General features: G+C 62.8%; 17 protein-coding genes. 9 read left to right on the top strand and 8 right to left on the bottom strand.

What is annotated here, in order from left to right; all coding sequences use genetic code 11:
* Positions 1 to 38 precede the first annotated feature (38 nt).
* On the bottom strand, positions 39 to 986 hold the full coding sequence (locus J4E63_RS01100) for an alpha/beta hydrolase (protein ID WP_207280774.1): 948 nt from the start codon (positions 984 to 986) through the stop codon (positions 39 to 41).
* The gene (locus J4E63_RS01105; protein ID WP_207280775.1) at positions 987 to 1,871 is read right to left on the bottom strand and encodes a neutral zinc metallopeptidase; all 885 of its coding nucleotides are present in this window, start codon (positions 1,869 to 1,871) and stop codon (positions 987 to 989) included.
* A 252-nt stretch (positions 1,872 to 2,123) separates the two neighbouring features.
* Between J4E63_RS01105 and J4E63_RS01110 the strand changes: the two genes are divergently transcribed.
* A complete protein-coding gene (locus J4E63_RS01110) occupies positions 2,124 to 3,002 on the top strand; it encodes a DMT family transporter (RefSeq protein WP_207280776.1) in 879 nt (292 codons plus the stop codon).
* 180 nt (positions 3,003 to 3,182) lie between these two features.
* Here the strand turns inward: J4E63_RS01110 and J4E63_RS01115 are convergent, their stop codons facing one another.
* The gene (locus J4E63_RS01115; protein WP_207280777.1) at positions 3,183 to 4,520 is read right to left on the bottom strand and encodes an MFS transporter; all 1,338 of its coding nucleotides are present in this window, start codon (positions 4,518 to 4,520) and stop codon (positions 3,183 to 3,185) included.
* Positions 4,521 to 4,791: 271 nt separating this feature from the next.
* Here J4E63_RS01115 and quiC point away from each other — a divergent pair, with 271 nt between their 5' ends.
* Both quiC and J4E63_RS01125 read left to right on the top strand, forming a co-directional pair.
* Positions 4,792 to 6,693, top strand: coding sequence for a 3-dehydroshikimate dehydratase QuiC (gene quiC, locus J4E63_RS01120; RefSeq protein WP_192263572.1), 1,902 nt, complete (start codon positions 4,792 to 4,794; stop codon positions 6,691 to 6,693).
* Positions 6,694 to 6,796: 103 nt separating this feature from the next.
* Positions 6,797 to 7,474: a TetR/AcrR family transcriptional regulator gene (locus tag J4E63_RS01125; protein ID WP_060740520.1), complete on the top strand. Its 678-nt coding sequence runs from the start codon at positions 6,797 to 6,799 to the stop codon at positions 7,472 to 7,474.
* 151 nt (positions 7,475 to 7,625) lie between these two features.
* On the opposite strand, the gene J4E63_RS01130 is transcribed toward J4E63_RS01125, so the two are convergent.
* From J4E63_RS01130 to J4E63_RS01145, 4 genes are all read right to left on the bottom strand, one after another.
* Positions 7,626 to 8,477: a shikimate dehydrogenase gene (locus J4E63_RS01130; RefSeq protein WP_404943321.1), complete on the bottom strand. Its 852-nt coding sequence runs from the start codon at positions 8,475 to 8,477 to the stop codon at positions 7,626 to 7,628.
* 5 nt (positions 8,478 to 8,482) lie between these two features.
* Positions 8,483 to 8,923: a type II 3-dehydroquinate dehydratase gene (gene aroQ, locus J4E63_RS01135; RefSeq protein WP_047702651.1), complete on the bottom strand. Its 441-nt coding sequence runs from the start codon at positions 8,921 to 8,923 to the stop codon at positions 8,483 to 8,485.
* A gap of 275 nt (positions 8,924 to 9,198) precedes the next feature.
* On the bottom strand, positions 9,199 to 10,278 hold the full coding sequence (gene trmA, locus J4E63_RS01140; RefSeq protein ID WP_092205477.1) for a tRNA (uridine(54)-C5)-methyltransferase TrmA: 1,080 nt from the start codon (positions 10,276 to 10,278) through the stop codon (positions 9,199 to 9,201).
* Positions 10,275 to 11,570 carry an NCS2 family permease gene (locus tag J4E63_RS01145; RefSeq protein WP_092174016.1) on the bottom strand — a complete coding sequence of 432 codons (1,296 nt, stop codon included), beginning with the start codon at positions 11,568 to 11,570 and terminating at the stop codon, positions 10,275 to 10,277. The genes trmA and J4E63_RS01145 overlap by 4 nt, the downstream gene beginning before the upstream one ends.
* A gap of 204 nt (positions 11,571 to 11,774) precedes the next feature.
* Between J4E63_RS01145 and J4E63_RS01150 the strand changes: the two genes are divergently transcribed.
* The 5 genes from J4E63_RS01150 (at position 11,775) to J4E63_RS01170 (ending at position 16,830) form a co-directional block, all read left to right on the top strand.
* Positions 11,775 to 12,227: a DUF4879 domain-containing protein gene (locus tag J4E63_RS01150; protein WP_092205475.1), complete on the top strand. Its 453-nt coding sequence runs from the start codon at positions 11,775 to 11,777 to the stop codon at positions 12,225 to 12,227.
* Between the two features lie 137 nt (positions 12,228 to 12,364).
* Positions 12,365 to 12,931: a DJ-1 family glyoxalase III gene (locus tag J4E63_RS01155; RefSeq protein WP_207280782.1), complete on the top strand. Its 567-nt coding sequence runs from the start codon at positions 12,365 to 12,367 to the stop codon at positions 12,929 to 12,931.
* 178 nt (positions 12,932 to 13,109) lie between these two features.
* Positions 13,110 to 13,631, top strand: coding sequence for a (2Fe-2S)-binding protein (locus J4E63_RS01160; protein ID WP_060740527.1), 522 nt, complete (start codon positions 13,110 to 13,112; stop codon positions 13,629 to 13,631).
* Positions 13,628 to 14,629 (top strand): xanthine dehydrogenase family protein subunit M, encoded by a 1,002-nt coding sequence (locus J4E63_RS01165; RefSeq protein WP_207280784.1) that lies wholly within the window; start codon positions 13,628 to 13,630, stop codon positions 14,627 to 14,629. The genes J4E63_RS01160 and J4E63_RS01165 overlap by 4 nt, the downstream gene beginning before the upstream one ends.
* Positions 14,629 to 16,830: a xanthine dehydrogenase family protein molybdopterin-binding subunit gene (locus tag J4E63_RS01170; RefSeq protein WP_207280785.1), complete on the top strand. Its 2,202-nt coding sequence runs from the start codon at positions 14,629 to 14,631 to the stop codon at positions 16,828 to 16,830. Before J4E63_RS01165 ends, J4E63_RS01170 begins: the two co-directional genes overlap by 1 nt.
* Here J4E63_RS01170 and J4E63_RS01175 read toward each other — a convergent pair.
* Positions 16,827 to 18,065 (bottom strand): MFS transporter, encoded by a 1,239-nt coding sequence (locus tag J4E63_RS01175; RefSeq protein WP_060740530.1) that lies wholly within the window; start codon positions 18,063 to 18,065, stop codon positions 16,827 to 16,829. The genes J4E63_RS01170 and J4E63_RS01175 overlap by 4 nt on opposite strands.
* A gap of 516 nt (positions 18,066 to 18,581) precedes the next feature.
* Here J4E63_RS01175 and J4E63_RS01180 point away from each other — a divergent pair.
* A complete protein-coding gene (locus tag J4E63_RS01180) occupies positions 18,582 to 20,012 on the top strand; it encodes a cytochrome ubiquinol oxidase subunit I (RefSeq protein WP_192263584.1) in 1,431 nt (476 codons plus the stop codon).
* Position 20,013 lies beyond the last annotated feature (1 nt).

Consider the following 20,013-nt stretch of genomic DNA (forward strand, 5'->3'; position numbering starts at 1 on the left):
GCTTGCTCGCGATGAGGCCCTGTAAGCCTCCACAAAGCTTACTGCCCGAACAACGCCTTCAGCCCCTCCGGCGAATTGAACATCCCACTCCCATCGTGCCCGACCCCCGGCACTTCGATCAGCCGCTGGTTCAGCCCCACGGGATGACGCCGGGTCAGGTAGTCGAAAAAGAAATGCCCGCGCAGTAACCGGTACGCCCCCTGGGTTTGCGCTTCACAGCCCTTGTCCAGCGCCGGATGCTCCGGGTCGACGTCCTGCTGCCCGAGCAGATAAGCGATGTCGCGTTTGACGTAGTTCTCCTCCAGGCGGGCGGGCGTCTGTCCGGCGGCATAGGCGGGCAGGTCCTGCAGGCCGTATTTCCAGCGATTGAAGCCAGGGCAACTGGCGGGGTCGAAGGCCATGGGCCGTTGCCCATCGAAATAGGCATAGGACGACGGGTTGGCGATGACAAACCGCGGGTTGATCCGGTACTGGCCCTGGGCGAGCAGGGCATAGCGCTGCACAACCTGGGCACCGCCGGAATGGCCGGCGATGACGATCTCCTTCACTTCGGGAAACTGCTGCCGGTCACTGACCCGCGCAACGATGTCATCGAGCACTTGGAAGGAACTGACCGGATTCGGCCCTGTGGACAGACCACCGGCCATCCAGTCGTTGCCGTGCCAGCGTAAAAGGTCGTTGGGCAATTGATGCCTGGCCACGTCCTGTTCGTTGAGAAACTGCGGGGCGATGATCAGGGTCGTGGCCAATTGACCCGCCTGCTCGGCGGCCTTTTCGGCGCTGTGCAGGTAGGTGTCGGCATTGCGCAGCCGACCATGGAGGATGATCAGCACGCGCTGGATGGACGCCGGGGGCGGGCTGACGGCGACGGCCATGGCACCGCCCTTGAGTTGCAGGCGCCCTTGGGCGACCACGTTGACGCCGTGTTCCTCGGCCTGGGCAACGGTGCAGCACAGCACCAGCCCGATCAACGCGCGCCACTTCATCTACAGGTTTTTCGCCGCGAACGTGTCGCACTGGCTGACCTGGCCCTGGGCGAAGCCGGTCTTGAACCAGCGCACCCGCTGCGCCGAAGTGCCGTGGGTGAAGGAGTCCGGCACTACGCGGCCCTGGCCTTGTTGCTGCAAGCGGTCGTCGCCGATGGCGTTGGCGGCGGTCAAGGCTTCCTCGATGTCCCCCGGCTCCAGCCAGTTCAGGCGTTTTTGCGCATGGTTGGCCCAGACGCCGGCCAGGCAATCGGCCTGCAATTCCTGGCGCACCAACAAGCCGCCGTCGCCTTCCATCTGCCGGCCTTGCTGGCGGGCTTCCTGGATCTTCGCCGATACACCCAGCAGCGTTTGCACGTGGTGGCCGATTTCGTGGGCAATGACGTAGGCCTGGGCGAAATCGCCAGCGGCGGCGAAGCGTTGGGACATTTCCTGGAAGAAGCTCATGTCCAGGTAGACCTGCCGGTCGGCCGGGCAATAGAACGGACCGGTCGCCGAGGAGGCCAGGCCGCAGGCCGAGTTGACTCGACCGCTGAACAACACCAGTTTGGGTTGCTGGTACTGGCGTCCGGCCTGTTGGAAAACCTGGCCCCAGGTGTCTTCGGTATCGCCGAGGATCGAGCGCACGAACTCGGCCTGTTCATCGTTGGCCGGTGGCGCCTGGCGGGTTTGTGACGTGGCAGGCGCGGACTGGTCCATCTGTCCGGCCAGTTGCCCGAGAATCTGCATCGGGTCCTGGCCAGTGATCCAGCCAATGCCGACGATCAGGATAATGGCGGTCAGGCTCAATCCCTTGCCGCCCCCGAAACGCATTCCGCCACCGCCCCCACCGTCACCACGGGCGTCCACCACGTTGTCACTGCGGCGACCTTTTCTCCATAACATGTGGGAATTCCTCTGAATGACCCTGCTAAAAATGACTGCTGTGGCGGTGAGTCTAGCTTTTAGGCGCCCAAGGTGCGCGCCGCGCTTGAGCTGTCAGGCAACGGACACGGGTTTTGGTTCAGCGGTGAGTCAATCCTGCCTGGCGCCGGAATTTTCATTACACTTCGGATTCAGAACTTATCGGCATGCTCGCGGGCCCAATAACTGCAACGTGCGTCACGGCCCCTACATCAAGCAACGCAGGTTTCCCTCATGACCGTCAGCACACCGCTCTCCGGCGTCAATCAGGCTTTCAAGGGCATCGTGCTTATTCTGGTCGCAACGTTTCTGTTCTCCAGTCATGATGCTTTAGCAAAATATCTCTCGGGTTTCTATCCGATCGTCATGGTGGTGTGGGCCCGCTATGTGGTGCACACATTGCTGATGGCGGGTATTTTCCTGCCCCGTTCTGGGTTGCGTGTCCTGCGTACCAAGCGCCCTTTATGGCAACTGGCCCGGGCTTTGTGCCTGCTGGGCACCAGTCTGTTTTTCACCACTGCGTTGATGTTCATTCCACTGGCGGAGGCGACGGCGGTCAACTTCCTCGCGCCCGTGCTGGTGACCGCGCTGTCGGTGCCGTTGCTGGGCGAACATGTGACGCGCGGTCAATGGATCGCGGTGATCTTCGGTTTTATCGGGGTGTTGATCATCGTCCATCCCGGTGGCGATCTGTTCACCCCGGCGGTGTTGTTGCCCTTCTGTTCGGCGTTGTTTTTCTGTTTCTACCAACTGCTCACGCGCAAGCTCAGTGAGATCGACAGCCCGACCACCAGTAATTTCTTTGCTGGCCTGTGCAACACCTTGGTGATGAGCGCGCTGGTGCCGTTCTTCTGGCAAGTGCCGAGCCTGTGGCATGGGGTGATGATGCTGGCGCTGGGTGCCTGTGGGATGACCGCGCACTTGATGCTGACCCAAGCCTTCCGCTTTGCCGCCCCGGCGCTGCTCGCGCCGTTCGGGTATTGCCAGATCGTGTTTGCCGGCCTGCTGGGCTGGTTGTTCTTCAGCCATACGCCGACGCTGACCACCGTGGTGGGCATCGCCCTGATCTGCTTGAGTGGGTTGGCGGCGGCGTGGCAACAGCGGCGCAAGTAACCGCCACACAGAACCCTTTGTGGCCAGCCCAGTCCCTTGGCCAGCACAGCCCTCTGTGGCGAGGGAGCTTGCTCCCGCTGGGCTGCGAAGCGGCCCTCGCTTTTTTGCGATTGCTGCGCAATCGAGCGGGAGCAAGCTCCCTCGCCACAGGTGGATCGCTGTCCGTTAGCGTGTGGACAGTCAGTTTTCCAGGGTCGGCACTTTGCGCGGCGCCATGAAGTACAGCCAGGTCAGGGCAATGAAGTACATTGCCGGAATCAGGGTGAACAGCACGGTGTAGTTGTTGTTGGTGATCGTAAGGATGTGGCCCACCAACTGGGTCATGAACATCCCGCCGATGGCCGCGCACATGCCGCCGAAGCCGAACACCGTACTCATCATGTGCTTGGGCGTGTAGTCCATCACCAGGCTCCAGATGTTGGCGGTCCAGGCCTGGTGCGCGCCGATGGCCAGGGAAATGGCGAACACCGCCATCCACAGGTTGCTTGCGCCGGCGGCCATGATCACGCCGATGATGCAGCAGGCGAACAGCAGCATGGACACCAGTCGCGCCTTGATCGGATTGAGGCCGCGACCGATCAGGAACGAAGACAGGATCCCGCCGCCCACGCTGCCGAAGTCGGCGGTGAGGTAGATGATGATCAGCGGGATGCCCATCTGGGTCACGTTGATGCCCAGGTTGTATTGCTGGTTCAGGAACGGCGGCAACCAATAGAGATAGAACCAGAACACCGGCGCGGTGATCGAGTAGGCCAGGGCGAAGGCCCAGGTGCCGCGCATGCGCAGGATGCGTGAGAACGGTACGCGGACCTGGTCCGGTTCATCCTGGGCCTGGATGTAGTCCAGCTCCGACTGTTTGACGGTGGGGTGGTCTTCGGGGTTGAAGTATTTCAGGCCCCAGAACAGCAACCAGATCCCGCCCAGGGCGGCCATGCACAGGAACGCGGCCTGCCAGCCCCACACGTGCAGGACCAGCGGCAGCAGCATCGGGGTGAACATCGCGCCAACGTTGGTCCCGGCGTTGAAAATGCCGGTGGCCACGGCCCGTTCACCGGCCGGGAACCACAGCCGGGTGGTCTTCACGCAGGCCGGGTAGTTGGCGGCTTCGGTGAGGCCGAGGATGAAGCGGCAGACCATGAAGCCCACCGCCGAGGTCGCGAGGCCATGGGCACCGGTCGCCAGGCTCCAGAGCAGCACGGCGCAGAAGAACACGCGCTTGACGCCGATCCGGTCGATGAGCCTCCCTTGCAACACAAAGCCGATGGCATAACCGACCTGGAACCAGAAGTTGATGTTGGCGTAATCCATCGCCGTCCAGCTCATTTCCTTGGCCAGGATCGGCTGCATGACGCCGAGGGCGGCGCGGTCGATGTAGTTCAGGGTGGTGGCGAAAAACACCAGGGCGAGCATGCCCCAACGGGTCTTGCCCACGGCCATGGCGCCGCGGATCTTGTCACCGACGCTGCCGGTGGAGGCCCCCAGGCCAGGGGCCAGGCGGGAACTTTGGGAAGGAATCATAGCGTGTACCCGTTTTTGAAATTCTTATGGTCGGTCTGGGTCTGTCCATCGACGTCGGCGATCAGGGCTTGCGTCGATGTGGGGAGCGATGGTGCGCAGTGAGCAAAAAATCGTCAATTCGGCAATCGGCATTTTGTTCGATAATCGCCCAAAAAACTAACCGGATGGTACATATTAAATTGCTGAAAGAAACCGGCAGCTCAATAATCGCCTGACTCTTTCAAAAGCGGCGCACCTTTTGTAGCCGATGCCTGTCCCGGGAGCCGAAGTCATGCAGCGTTCCATTGCCACCGTATCCTTGAGCGGTACCTTGCCGGAAAAACTCGAAGCCATTGCCGCCGCCGGTTTTGACGGGGTGGAAATCTTCGAGAACGACCTTCTCTATTACGATGGCAGCCCGCGGGAAATCAGGCAGATGTGCGCCGACCTGGGCATCGCCATCACCTTGTTCCAACCGTTTCGTGACTTCGAAGGCTGCCGTCGCGATCGTCTGTCGCGCAACCTGGAGCGGGCCGAGCGCAAGTTCGACTTGATGCAGGAACTGGGCACCGACCTGGTGCTGGTGTGCAGCAACGCCTCGGCCGACAGCGTCGGCGATGAACAGATCCTGATCGATGACCTGCGCCTGCTGGCCGAACGGGCCGGTGCGCGGGGCTTGCGTATCGGTTACGAAGCGCTGGCCTGGGGCCGCCACGTCAATACGTATCAACAGGTCTGGAACATCGTGCGCCAGGCCGATCACCCCAGCCTTGGCGTGTTGCTCGACAGCTTCCATACCTTGTCCCTCAAGGGCGATCCGAGTGCGATCGCCGAGATCCCTGGCGAGAAGATTTTCTTCGTGCAAATGGCCGACGCGCCAATCCTGGCCATGGATGTCCTGGAGTGGAGCCGACATTTCCGTTGTTTCCCGGGGCAGGGCGAATTCGACTTGCCGGGGTTCCTGGCGCCGATCATCAAGAGTGGTTATACCGGGCCGCTGTCGCTGGAGATCTTCAACGACGGCTTCCGCGCCGCGCCGCCACGGGCCAATGCTGCCGACGGTCTGCGTTCGCTGCTGTACCTGGAAGAAAAGACCCGCCAGCGTCTGGCCGAAGAAGCGAGCGTCGTCGGCAATGCCGACATCCTGTTCGCCACCCCGCCGGCCAGCGAATATGACGGCATCGAATTCCTCGAGTTCGCCGTGGACGATAGCCTCGGTGCCAAGCTTTCCCATTGGCTGGAGCGGCTGGGGTTCGTCAAGGCTGGCCAGCACCGTTCGAAGAATGTCAGCCTGCTGCGCCAGGGCGATATCAACCTGATCCTCAACAGCGAACCGTACTCCTTTGCCCACAGTTTTTTCGAAGCCCACGGGCCTTCGTTGTGCGCCACCGCCGTGCGCGTGAAAAACAGTGCCAGCGCCTTGGAGCGGGCCGTTGCCTACAAGGGCCAGCCCTACCGCGGGCTGGTGGGGCCCAATGAGCTGGAGCTGGCGGCGGTGCGTGCACCGGACGGCAGCCTGATCTACTTGGTGGACCAGGAAGCCGACGTCTACGGCACCGATTTCAACCTGCAACCGGGGGCTGTCATCGGGGCCGGGCTCAAGCGCATCGACCACATGGCCATGGCGCTGCCGGCCGACAGTCTCGACAGTTGGGTGCTGTTCTACAAGAGCCTGCTGGATTTCGAGGCCGACGACGAAGTTGTCTTGCCCGACCCCTATGGCCTGGTGAAAAGCCGTGCGCTGCGCAGCCGCTGCAGTTCGATCCGCTTGCCGCTGAACATTTCCGAGAACCGCAACACCGCGATCTCACACGCGCTGTCGAGTTATCGCGGCTCCGGTGTGCATCACATCGCCTTCGATTGCGACGACATCTTCGCCCAGGTCAGTCGTGCCAAAGAGGCGGGCGTGCCGTTGCTGGACATCCCGCTCAATTACTACGACGACCTGGCGGCGCGTTTCGATTTCGACGACGAGTTCCTTAGCGAACTGGCCTATTTCAATGTGCTGTACGACCGCGACGCCCAGGGTGGCGAGCTGTTCCACGTTTACACCGAGCCGTTCGAGGGGCGGTTTTTCTTTGAGATCATCCAGCGCAAGAACGGTTACGCCGGTTATGGCGCCGCCAACGTCGCGGTGCGCCTGGCGGCCATGGCCAAGTCCCGCAGCGGTGGCTTGCGGCACGCCAAGTTGTAGAGAAATCGTAAACGCGGCGGTAATGGGCAGTGGCGTGGCTTCCTTCAATGCACGGTGCGGCCCATAATCGCCAGCCTGTGCAGTGATGGCCGTGAGCCCCGCAATGACTATGAATCCAGAGCTTTCCGCCGCGCTCGACGAACCCGTCGCCACGCCGCGCAAGAGTCGCAAGAACAACCCGGAAAAGACCCGGGAAAACATTCTTCAGGAAGCCATCGTCGAGTTCGTCCAGCAAGGCCTGGCCGGCGCCCGGGTCGATGCCATCGCCGAGCGCATCCACACTTCCAAGCGCATGATCTACTACTACTTCGGCAGCAAGGAGCAGTTGTACGTCGAGGTGCTGGAAAAACTCTACGGGGATATCCGCACCACCGAGAGCCGCTTGCACCTGGCGGAACTGGCCCCGGTCGACGCGATCCGGCGCCTGGTGGAATTCACCTTCGACCACCACGACCGCAACGTGGATTTCGTGCGCATCGTCTGCATCGAGAACATCCACAACGCCGAGTACGTGAAGCAGTCAGGCACGATCAAGGCGATGACCAACACCATCCTCGATTCCCTGGGTGTGATCCTGCGTCGCGGCGCCGAAGAGGGCGTGTTCCGTGCCGGCCTCGAACCGCTGGATATACACCTGCTGATCAGCTCGTTCTGTTTCTACCGGGTATCCAACCGCCAGACGTTCGGTGAGATCTTTCAGATCGACCTGTCGGCTGAAGCGGTCAAGCAACGGCATCGGCAGATGGTTTGTGAGTCGGTGTTGCGCTACCTACAGCCCTGACACTGGAACCGAATGTGGGAGCGGGCTTGTGTGGGAGCGAGCTTGCTCGCGATAGCGGTCGATCAGCCAACACCGATTGTGACTGAAACACCGTCATCGCGAGCAAGCTCGCTCCCACAAGTCATTCCCACAAGGGATTTATCACCAGGCTTTAGTGATTCATGCTTTGAAAATGCGCCAGCATCCGCTGCGCATCCGGCGCCACGCCGCTGAACAGTTCGAACGCCTTCACCGCCTGGAACACCGCCATATTGCCGCCATCCAGGGTGCGGCAGCCGATGGCGCGGGCGTTGCGCAGCAGTTCGGTTTCCAGTGGGAAGTAGACGATTTCCGCGACCCACAGGGTGCCCCGCAACAGCTCGACCGGCACCGGCATGCCCGGTAGTTTCGCCATGCCCATGGGCGTGGTGTTCACCAGACCGTCGGCCTCGGCCATGGCGGTGGGCAGGTCATGCCCGGCGCGAGCGCGGCCTGGGCCGAAGTGTTGGTTCAAGTTGTTGGCCAGCGCCTCGGCACGGCTGACCTCGACGTCAAAAATGCTCAGGGTCTCCACGCCCTCCAGCAGCAGCGCATGGGCCACCGCCGCGCCGGCGCCACCAGCGCCCATCTGGACCACGCGCTGGCGCGCCACGTCCCCCAGGCCGCGACGAAAACCTTCGGCGAACCCCAGGCAGTCGGTGTTGTGGCCGATGCGCTTGCCGTCCTTGAGCACCACCGTATTGACCGCGCCGATGCCGCGGGCCTCGGGCGACAAGTCATCCAGCAGCGGGATGATCGCCTGTTTGCAGGGGAAGGTGATGTTCAGGCCGGTGAAGTCCATGCGTTCGGCGGCCACCAGCAAGTCAGTCAGGGCGCCGCTGTCGAGCTTCAGCGCGTCGAGGTCGATCAGCCGATAGAGGTAACGCATGCCTTGGGCATCGCCTTCCTGCTCATGTAGCGCAGGCGTGCGTGACGCCTGGATGCCCGCACCGATCAGGCCGGCCAGCACAGTGATATTCGACATGCTCATCAACCCTTCAACCGCTGACTGAAATGTTCAAGGGCCAGGCGATAACCATGGCTGCCAAACCCGCACATCACGCCAATGGCGACGGATGAGACGAAGGAGTGATGGCGGAATGTTTCGCGGGCGTGGACGTTGGACAGGTGGACTTCGATGACCGGTACTTCGCTGGCCACCAGGGCGTCGCGGATCGCCACGGAGGTGTGGGTCCAGGCCGCCGGGTTGATGACGATACCGGCGCACCGGCCCCGGGCGCCGTGAATCCAGTCCAGCAGCTCGCTTTCCTGATTGGTCTGGCGAAACTCCACCGCCAAGCCGAATTCTTCAGCGGCGCGGCCACACAGTGCCGAGATGTCGGCCAGGGTTTCATGGCCGTAGGTTGCCGGCTCGCGGGTGCCGAGCAGGTTCAGGTTCGGGCCGTTGAGCACCAGAACGATCGGAGGCATCGCAATTTCTCCACATTTTTATTGTTGGTGTCGGCGGGGTTTCAGCCGGTGGAGATAAATTGTACTAGATGGTTAATTTGGTCAAATAAAGCCGACGCCCATGGCCATTAAGTGTTCGATGATCGAACAAGGGGCTCAGACTCGGTAGTTGGGAGACTGCAACTGTGGCGAGGGAGCTTGCTCCCGCTGGGCTGCGCAGCAGCCCCAAGCTTTTTGCGGTTGCTGCGCAACCGAGCGGGAGCAAGCTCCCTCGCCACACAGGTGTGTGACTGGACTTACCGCCGAGTCAACAACACCCCGGATTCCATGTGATGGGTCCAAGGAAATTGATCGAACAACGCGCAACGCGTGATGCGGTGGGTGTCGTTCAGTTGCGCGATGTTCGCGGCGAGGGTGTCTGGGTTGCAGGAGATGTACAGGATGTTGTCGAAGCGCCGGGTCAGCTCGCAGGTATCCGGGTCCATGCCGGCGCGAGGCGGGTCGACGAAGACGCTGCCGAATTCGTAGCTTTTCAGGTCGATGCCCTGCAGGCGGCGGAACGGCCGGACTTCGTTCAGGGCTTCGGTCAGCTCTTCGGCTGACAGGCGCACCAGCGTGACGTTATCCACAGCGTTTTCGCTGAGATTGCTCAGCGCGGCGTTCACCGAGGTCTTGCTGATTTCGGTCGCCAGGACTTTGCGCACGCGGGTGGCCAGGGGCAGGGTGAAGTTGCCGTTGCCGCAGTACAACTCCAGTAGATCGTCGTTGCGCTCCCCCAATGCCTCGTAGGCCCAGTTGAGCATCTTCTGGTTCACCGTGCCGTTGGGCTGGGTGAAGGCGCCTTCGGGCTGGCGATAGCTGAAAGTGCGGCCGCCCACTTCGAGTTGCTCCACCACATAGTCATGGCCGATCACTTCCCGCTTGCCCTTGGAGCGGCCAATGATGCTCACGCCCAGGTCGGTTGCCAGTTTCGAGGCCGCAGCGTGCCAGTGTTCGTCCAGCGGGCGGTGATAACACAGGGTGATCATCGCGTCGCCCGCCAGGGTGGTCAGGAACTCCACCTGGAACAGTTTATGGCTCAGGGGCGCGCTGGCTTGCCAGGCGGCCTTGAGTTGCGGCATCAATTGGTTGATGCGCAGGCTGGCGATGGGAAATTCCTCGATGAGGATCGGCGTGCGCTTGTCGTCCTGGGAGAACATCGCGTAATGCCGTTCGCCGGCCTCGCGCCACAGGCGGAACTCGGCCCGCAGGCGAAAGTTTTTCAGGGGCGAATCGAACACCGCAGGTTCCGGTGCCTCGAACGGAGCCAGCAGGTCACGCAAGCGGGTGACCTTGTCCTGCAACTGAGCGGCGTAGGCCTGGGAATCAAAAGTCATGCGTTGAACCAACCCAACTTGATCACGAACAGGATCGACAGAATGACCAGCGCCGGGTTCAGTTCACGGCCACGGCCAGACACCAGTTTGATGGCGGTCCAGGCGATGAAACCGAAGGCGATGCCGTTGGCGATGGAGTAGGTGAATGGCATCGCCAGGGCGGTGATCACCACCGGGGCGGCGACGGTGATGTCGTCCCAGTCGATTTCCGCCAGGCCCGAGGTCATCAGCACGGCGACGAACAGCAAGGCCGGCGCAGTGGCGAAAGGCGGGACGCTGGCAGCCAGTGGCGAGAAGAACAGCGCCAGCAGGAACAGGATCGCCACCACGATGGCGGTCAGGCCGGTGCGCCCGCCGGCGCTGACGCCCGCTGCCGATTCGATGTAACTGGTGGTGGTGGAGGTGCCCAACAGCGACCCGGCCATGGCGGCGGTGCTGTCGGCGATCAGCGCACGGCCCATCTTCGGCATGTGGCCGTCCTTGCCCATCAGCCCGGCGCGCTTGGCGACGCCGATCAGGGTACCGGAGTTGTCGAACAGATCGACGAACAGGAAGGCGAAGATCACGCTCACCAGGCCGATGTCCAGGGCGCCCTTGATATCCAGTTGCAGGAAGGTCGGGGCCAGGGACGGTGGCGCGGAGATGACGCCGCCGAACGGGGTGAAACCCATCAGGATCGAGACAAGGGTGACCGCCAGGATGCCGATCAGCACCGCGCCGCGGACTTTCAAGGCTTCGAGGGCGACGATCAGGACAAAACCCAGGGTCGCGAGGATCGGCGCCGGTTGCTTCAAGTCGCCGAGGCCGACCATGGTCGCCGGGTTTTTCACCACGATGCCGGCATTGTTCAGGGCGATCAGTGCCAGGAACAGGCCGATACCCGCGGCGATGGCCGAGCGCAGCGGTAGCGGGATGCTGTTGATGATCCATTCGCGGATGCGAAAGATCGACAGCAGGAAGAACAGCACGGCGGAGATGAACACCGCGCCCAGCGCCACTTGCCAGGTATGGCCCATGTGCAGGACCACGGTGTAGGTGAAGAAGGCATTCAGGCCCATGCCCGGTGCGAGGGCGATCGGGTAGTTGGCGATCAGGCCCATGACCGTGGAGCCAATGGCCGCCGCCAGGCAGGTGGCGACGAACACCGCGCCTTTGTCCATGCCGGTTTCGCCAAGGATGCTCGGGTTGACGAACAGGATGTAGGCCATGGCCAGGAACGTCGTGACGCCCGCCAGGATCTCGGTCCGCACGTTGGTGTTGTGTGCCTTGAGTTGAAACAGCCTTTCCAGCATGTCTGCTCCCCGTGGCGCGCCCGGCGCCGTGAATGTATCGACCTCAACAGCAAAGCACAGGTCGCCAGCGGCGCCCGGGAATTTTCTGCGGGTCGGAAAAAGCCGCGCATCATACCAGCAGCGTAGCGTTGTGGCTGCGATCGTCGTCGATGTTTTGCCAACGCGCCAAGTGGGCCATACTGCGCGCGGTTCCGGGAGGTCTCTATGCTTCAGATGAATAAAAAGCTGCTAGCGGTCGTGGGTTGCGCGCTGGGCCTGTGGTTGCCCGGCCAGGCCGCCCATGCCGCGTCGGCGCCGCCCTTGAGTGAGGTCAAGGTGCTCAAGGTCGAGTCGCCGGCCTGCGGCTTCGAGGACATCGTCCCGGGGCAGGCGCAGACGCGTTGCGATCACGGCCCGACGATCAAGGTCTATGTGCTGGAGGTCGGCTATGGCCGTCAACCCCATGTCACCCTGGACGGCTTTGAAGTCGACGGCACCCGCTCGCCGGTGTGCGCGTACAGCAATGGCAATCTCAATGACTGCTCCGTGCGGACCAAGGTCGTCGGCTATTTGTATATCTTCGACCTGAAAGGCAAGCAAGAGGGCACCTTCAGCTTCAGCAACCAGTCGATCAACGCACCGGGCAACCGGATGTCGACCCAGCTGTACATCAAATAGCCGCTGGGCCCTGTAGGAGCTGCCGAGCGCAGCGAGGCTGCGATCTTTCCCCCGACGCTTGAATCCCAAGCGCATATCAAGAGATCGCAGCCTTCGGCAGCTCCTACACTACAAGCATCACCCAGCGGAGAGTGCCCATGATTCCTGGAACCAAGATCCCCCGAGCCCTGATAGCCGTCGCCGAGGGTGTCGACGACTTGCAGACGGTCACCTTGATCGACGTGCTGCGTCGAGCGCAGATCGAAACCGTGGTGGCGAGCATCGAAGGGCGGCGCATGCTCACCTGCGCCCGCGGCACGCGCCTGACGGCCGATGGGATGCTGGTGGACGTGCTCGCGCAGGATTTCGACCTGGTCGTCCTGCCAGGCGGCATCATCGGCGCCCAGCACCTGGCGGCTCATCAGCCGCTGCAACAACGGCTCAAGGACCAGGCCGCCGCCGGACGTTTCTTCGCCGCCATCGCCGAAGCCCCGGCCCTGGCGCTACAGGCCTCCGGCGTCCTGCGCCAGCGCCGCATGACCTGCCTGCCCGCAGTGAGCCAGCAGTTGTCCGGTTGCAGTTTCGTCGATCAGCCTGTGGTGGTGGACGGCAACTGCATCACCGCCCAAGGCTCGGCCGCTGCCCTGGCGTTTGCCTTGACGCTGGTGGAGCAACTCTGTGGCAAGGGCGTGAGGAGCGTGGTGGCGGCAGAGTTGCTGGCCTGACACTCTTGATCCACATCGGCCTGTGGCGAGGGAGCTTGCTCCCGCTCGGCTGCGAAGCAGACGCTGGCATTCTTTCATCGCGCATTTGCCTTGAACGCTCACCCCCACCCTGAAGTCGTACCCCTTATGACGGCGGTTTTCCAAAACGCCGCGAGTACGACCAACCGTGAGGTGTTCCATGAGCGCGACCCTGTCCGAAGCGACGCAGGCGTCCTTCGTCCGTCATCCGATCCGTCTGACCCTCAATGGCCAGGTGCGAGAGTTGCAAGTGCTGGCCTGGACCACGTTACTGGACCTGCTGCGCGAGCAACTGGACCTGGTGGGCAGCAAGAAAGGCTGCGACCACGGCCAGTGTGGCGCCTGCACGGTGCTGCGCGACGGCAAGCGGATCAATGCCTGTCTTACGCTGGCCGTCATGTGTGATGGCGCCGAACTGATCACTGTCGAAGGCCTGGCCAGCGACGACCAGTTGCATCCCATGCAGCAGGCTTTCATCAAGCACGACGCGTTCCAGTGCGGTTATTGCACGCCAGGGCAGATCTGTTCGGCGGTGGGCTTGGCCAACGAAGGCCGGGCGAAGACCCGTGGGCAGATCAGCGAGCTGATGAGCGGCAACCTGTGCCGCTGCGGCGCCTACACCAACATTCGCGATGCCATCGAAGAAGCTCTGCCACTTTGCCAGCAGGGAGGTGATCAATGAATCCCTTCCAATACAGCAAGCCCGACACGCTGCAGGCCGCCGTCGATTTGTCGAGCCCGGTTTCCCGCTTCATCGCCGGCGGCACCAACCTGCTGGACCTGATGAAGGAAAATATCACCCGTCCCGAGCACCTGATCGACATCACCGGGTTGCCCCTGGCGGACCTCAGTGAAACCCCTTCCGGCGGGGTGATGATCGGGGCCTTGGTGAGCAATGCCGACCTGGCCTGGCACCCGTGGATCGAGCGCCGTTATCCACTGCTGGCCCAAGCCATCCTGGCGGGTGCCTCGCCGCAACTGCGCAACATGGCCAGCACCGGCGGCAACCTGCTGCAACGCACCCGCTGCTATTACTTCTACGATGCGAGCGTACCGTGCAACAAACGCCGACCCGGCAGCGGTTGCCCGGCCCGGAACGGTTTGAACCGGATCCACGCGATTTTCGGTGCCAGCGATCAATGCGTGGCCACCCATCCCTCCGACATGTGCGTGGCTTTGGCGGCCCTGGAAGCGGTGGTCCATGTCCTGGGCCGGGGTGGGGCGCGGACCATCGAGTTCGCTGACTTCCATCGCCTGCCCGGCGATGCTCCGGAGCGGGATAACCAACTGGCCGACGATGAGCTGATCACCGCTATCGAATTGCCTGCCGCCGGTTTTGCCGACCATAGCCACTACCTGAAGATCCGTGATCGCGCTTCCTACGCCTTTGCGCTGGTTTCAGTGGCGGCGGCGCTGGAGCTGGACGGGCCGGTGATTCGCCAGGCACGCCTGGCCCTGGGGGGCGTGGCGCACAAACCCTGGCGCGACCGCGCCGTGGAGAGCTGGCTGACCGGGCAGACCGTCAGCCGCGAAACCTTCACCGCCGCTGCCGACGCGCTGCTGCAAAACGCCGAGCCGCTGGAGCACAACGGCTTCAAAGTCAGACTGGCGCGCCGGGCGATTGTCCGTGCCTTGAGTGACGCCGCATTGGGTTGCGCACCCCAGGGAGGACACGCCTGATGAACGCTCCGAGCAAATCCATAGGGCAACCCCTCGACCGGGTCGACGGCCTGCTCAAGGTGACGGGCCAGGCCCGTTACGCCGCTGAATACCCCGAGGACGGCTTGCTGCACGGCAGCGTCGTCTCCGGTACGGTCGCCCGTGGTCGCGTAGTGCGCATCGATGCATCCCGAGCCCTGGCACTGCCCGGCGTGGTCGCGGTCATCGACCACACCAACCGGCCAAGGATTGCCAGCTACGACGAGCCCTACCAGGATGCCGATGCGGCGGACGGCTCGCCGTTCCGGCCGTTGTACAACGACCAGGTGCTCTACAGCGGCCAGCCGCTGGCCCTGGTGGTGGCGGAAAACCTTGAGCTGGCCCGGTATGCCGGTTCGCTGGTGGAAATCGAATACGACGCCGAGGCGCATCAGACCGATCTGATCACCTTGCAATATGACGCCCATCCGGCACCGGCCGAACTGCCCAAGCCCCGTGGGAATTTTCAGGGCGAATACGCCAGCTCCGCGCTCAGCGTGGACGTTTCCTACAGCACGCCGGTCGAACACCACAACCCGATGGAGCCACACGCCTCTACCGTGTTGTATCAGCCTGATGGCAACCTGCACATCCACGACAAGACCCAAGGCACGCAGAACTGCCAAGCCTATGTGCAAAAGGTCTTCGGCCTCGAGAAAGAACAGGTGCGGGTGTTTGCCGCGTTTGTCGGCGGCGCCTTCGGTTCCGGGCTGCGCCCGCAGTATCAATTGCCGTTGGCCGTGATGGCGGCACTGGCTCTCAAGCGCTCGGTGCGGGTCAGCCTGACGCGCCAGCAGATGTTCACCTTTGGCTATCGGCCGCGAACCCTCCAACGGGTGCAACTGGGGGCGGCGGCCAACGGTCGCTTGCTGGCTGTGGCGCACACCGCTATCGGCCAGACCTCGCGTTTCGAGGACTTCACCGAGCACGTGGTGGAGTGGAGTGGCATGCTTTATCACTGCGACAACGTGGCGTTGACCTATAAGTTGGTGCCGCTGGACGTCTACACGCCCTTGGATATGCGCGCGCCCGGTGCCGCCCTCGGGCTGATCGGCCTGGAATGCGCCATGGATGAACTGGCCTGTGCCCTGGCGATCGATCCGATCCAGCTGCGCTTGATCAACTACGCCGAACGCAACGAGAACGAAGGCAAGCCGTATTCCAGCAAGGAACTGCGTGAGTGTTATGCCCAAGGCGCCCGTCGTTTCGGCTGGGACAAGCGCAACCCGGAACCACGCAGCATGCGTGAAGGCCGGCAATTGGTGGGCTGGGGCATGGCCGGTGGCGTTTGGGAAGCCATGCAGCAGAAGGCCAGTGCCCAAGCCTCTCTGGATACGCATGGCAAGCTCACCGTCAGCAGCGCCACCACGGACATCGGCACCGGGACCTACACGGTCATGACCCAGATTGCCGCCGAGGCGTCAGGCGTTTCCCTTGGGGACGTCACGTTTGTCCTAGGGGATTCGTCGCTGCCCACTGCGCCGCTGCAGGGCGGTTCGTTCACCGTCTCGTCGGTGGGTAGCGCCGTGCAGCAGGCCTGTGAAGCGCTGAAGGAAAAACTCCTGGCCGTGGCTCGCCAGGCTTGCCCGGCCTTCAGTGGCGCCACCCTTGAACAAGTCACCTTCGTGGATGGCCAACTGCGGCTGGGCGAGGCGAGTGTCGCATTAGCGGAGCTGGCGCAAAAAAGTGGCGAGACACCGTTGCAGGCCCAGGTCACCGCCGAGCCGGATGCAAAACGCCAGGCCTACGCCACGGCCACTCACTCCGCGGTGTTTGTCGAAGTGTGGGTGGATGAGGACTTGGGGACGGTAAGGGTCAACCGAGTGGTCAGCGCCATCGCCGCCGGCCGGGTCGTCAACCCGAAAACCGCCCGCAGCCAGATTCTCGGTGGCGTGGTGTGGGGCGTCGGCATGGCCTTGCACGAAGAAACCCTGACCGATCACGTCCTGGGGCGTCACATGAACCACAACCTGGCCGAGTACCACGTGCCGGTCAGCGCCGACATCGGCGACATTGACGTGGTTTTCGTCGCAGAACACGACGAGGTCGTCAATGCGCTCGGGTCCAAGGGCGTCGGCGAAATCGGCGTCGTCGGGGTGGCCGCGGCGGTGGCCAATGCGATTTACCATGCCACCGGCAAGCGGGTGCGGGACTTCCCCATCACCCTCGACAAGTTGCTCTAGGCTTTTGCTGCATCCACGGGTTCGTGCATCCGGTCACGGTTGGCCAGGGTCGGGAACAGCTTGATCCAGGTCCCGGTCACCAACAGCGTGCCGACACCGCCCATGACCACCGCCGGCACCGTGCCGAACCAGTGGGCGGTGAGGCCGGATTCGAACTCGCCCAGCTGGTTCGAAGCGCCGATGAACAGTCCGTTCACCGCGCTGACCCGGCCGCGCATTTCATCCGGGGTTTCCAGTTGCACGAACGAGGCACGGATCACCATGCTGATCATGTCTGCCGCGCCCAGCACCACCAGCACCGCCAGGGAAAACCAGAACGAGGTGGAGAGGCCGAAGGCAATGGTGGCGACGCCGAACACGCCCACCGCGGTGAACATCACCCGGCCGACCTTGCGCTCCACGGCAAACCGCGCCAGCCACAACGACATCAGCAAGGCCCCGACCGCCGGTGCCGAACGCAACAGGCCCAAGCCCCAGGGGCCGGTGAGCAGGATGTCCTTGGCAAACACCGGCAGCAGCGCCGTCGCGCCGCCGAGCAACACCGCGAACAGGTCCAGGGAGATCGCCCCGAGAATGTCCGGGCGGCTGCGAATGAAGCGAATCCCGGCCAGCAAAGAATCCAAGGTCGCCTTGCCTTTGTTCAGCGGCGTCTGCCGGGCGGGCAGGTTCAGCATCAGGCAGCAGGCGATGATGTAGAGCAGCACCGTCGGCCCATAGACCCAGACGCTGCCGAAGGCGTAGAGCAAGCCGCCGAGTGCCGGAGCGACGATGGTGGCCGATTGCTGGGCCGATTGCGCGGCGGCCACGGCGCGGGGAAACAGGCCCGCCGGTACGATGCTCGGCAGCAACGCCTGGGTGGTCGGCATTTCGAAGGAGCGAGCGGCGCCCAGCAGGAAGGCGAGGATGAAGATCATCTCCCGCGTGACGTTGTCGGTGGCGCTGCCAATCGCCAGCGCCAGGGCAATCATGGCCTGCAATGACTGGCAAATGGCTGCGACCTTGCGCCGGTCATAGCGGTCCGCCACGTGCCCGGTGTGGAGCATGAACAGCACGCGCGGGGCAAACTCCACCAACCCCACCAGGCCCAGGTCCAGGACGTTGCCGGTCAGTTGATAGAGGTTCCAGCCGATGGCCACGGTGAGCATCTGGAAGCCGCTGGCGGTGAATATCCGGGCCAGCCAGAAGGCGATGAAGGGACGATGGTGACGGAGCAGCAGCGGCGCTTGGCTGGGCATCTATGACGGGTCCGATGAGGAAGGCATCGAGATTATCACCGAGCTGTAACCAGAAATTACGCCCGCTGGAAAAAATAGTTAGCCAAACATCTACTTCAATCTTTGGAACTCTGTAGCCCAGGGGCATGGCGGACAACTGTGGCGAGGGAGCTTGCTCCCGCTGGGCCGCGAAGCGGCCCCAAGAAAGGCGACTGCTGCGCAGTCGAGCGGGAGCAAGCTCCCTCGCCACGGGATACCGTGGCTTCAAAACAACGGGGCCGATGCTGGTACCCCGCGCTGAGACAACCTGTCACGCGACAAAAGACCACGCCGTCCATCGGCAATATTGCGACTACTCTTTGAGCATTGCTTGATCCAGATCAATACCCTTCGGGGCGTTGGGCTGGCGGCCATCCGGCCAGAGTCCTGCGTTGTGACGGTTATAAAAAGAACGATTTGAAAAGCATCGCACTCCATATCCCTGGGGGCCGGTGCCAGCCCCGCCCGCAGCCGGTTTTACCTGACAGAGGAAGACTTATGTTCGGTTTGGAGGCGCTCGATCTCGCCCGAATCCAGTTCGCGTTCACGATCTCGTTCCACATCCTGTTCCCGGCCATCACCATCGGCCTGGCGAGTTACCTGGCAGTGCTCGAGGGGCTGTGGCTCAAGACCCGCGATGACACCTACCGCGACCTGTATCACTTCTGGTCGAAAATCTTTGCCGTCAACTTCGGCATGGGGGTGGTGTCCGGGTTGGTCATGGCCTATCAGTTCGGGACCAACTGGAGCCGCTTTTCGGACTTCGCCGGTGCGGTGACCGGCCCCTTGCTGACCTACGAGGTGCTCACGGCGTTCTTCCTCGAAGCGGGTTTCCTGGGCGTGATGTTGTTTGGCTGGAACCGCGTCGGCCGTGGCCTGCATTTCTTTTCCACGGTCATGGTGGCGATCGGCACCCTGATCTCGACCTTCTGGATCCTGTCCTCCAACAGCTGGATGCAGACCCCCCAGGGCTACGAAATCATCGACGGCCGGGTGATCCCGGTGGACTGGCTGGCGGTGGTGTTCAACCCCTCGTTCCCTTATCGATTGCTGCACATGTCCACCGCGGCGTTTGTCGCCACGGCGTTCTTCGTCGGCTCGTCGGCGGCCTGGCATTTGCTGCGCGGTCGCGATAACCCGGCCATCCGCCGGATGCTGTCGATGGCGATGTGGATGGCCTTGCTGGTGGCGCCGATACAAGCGGTCATCGGCGACTTCCATGGCCTGAACACCCTCAAGCACCAACCGGCGAAAATCGCCGCCATCGAGGGCCACTGGGAAAACGTCGGCAATGAACCGACCCCGTTGATCCTGTTCGGCTGGCCCGACATGCAAGCGGAAAAAACCAAATACGCCGTGGAAATTCCTTACCTGGGCAGCCTGATCCTGACCCACAGCCTGGACAAACAGGTGCCGGCCCTCAAGGAGTTCCCGCCTGAGGACCGACCGAACTCGACCATTGTGTTCTGGTCGTTCCGGATCATGGTCGGCCTCGGCTTGCTGATGATTTTCACTGGGCTGTGCAGCCTGTGGCTGCGCCGCAAGGATCGGATCTATCAATCCCGACCGTTCCTCTACATGGTGCTGTGGATGGGGCCGTCCGGGCTGGTGGCGATCCTGGCCGGCTGGTTTACCACGGAGATCGGCCGCCAGCCCTGGGTGGTCTATGGCTTGATGCGCACGGCCGATGCTTCGTCCGGCCACAGCTTCGCGCAGATGAGCATCACCCTGGTGTTGTTCGTCGTGGTGTATTTCGCGCTGTTCGGTGCAGGCTTGAGCTACATGATGCGCCTGGTGCGCAAGGGGCCGGAGGCCCACGAAGCCGAGCCGAGCGATGGTGGCCCGGGCCAGAAACGTACGCCGGCCCGGCCATTGTCGGCCGCCGACGACGATGTGGACCACAACGACCGCTCGAACAAGGGGAATTGAG

Origin of the sequence: Pseudomonas sp. FW300-N2F2, from assembly GCF_017351655.1 — a bacterium.
GTDB lineage: Bacteria > Pseudomonadota > Gammaproteobacteria > Pseudomonadales > Pseudomonadaceae > Aquipseudomonas > Aquipseudomonas fluorescens_AA.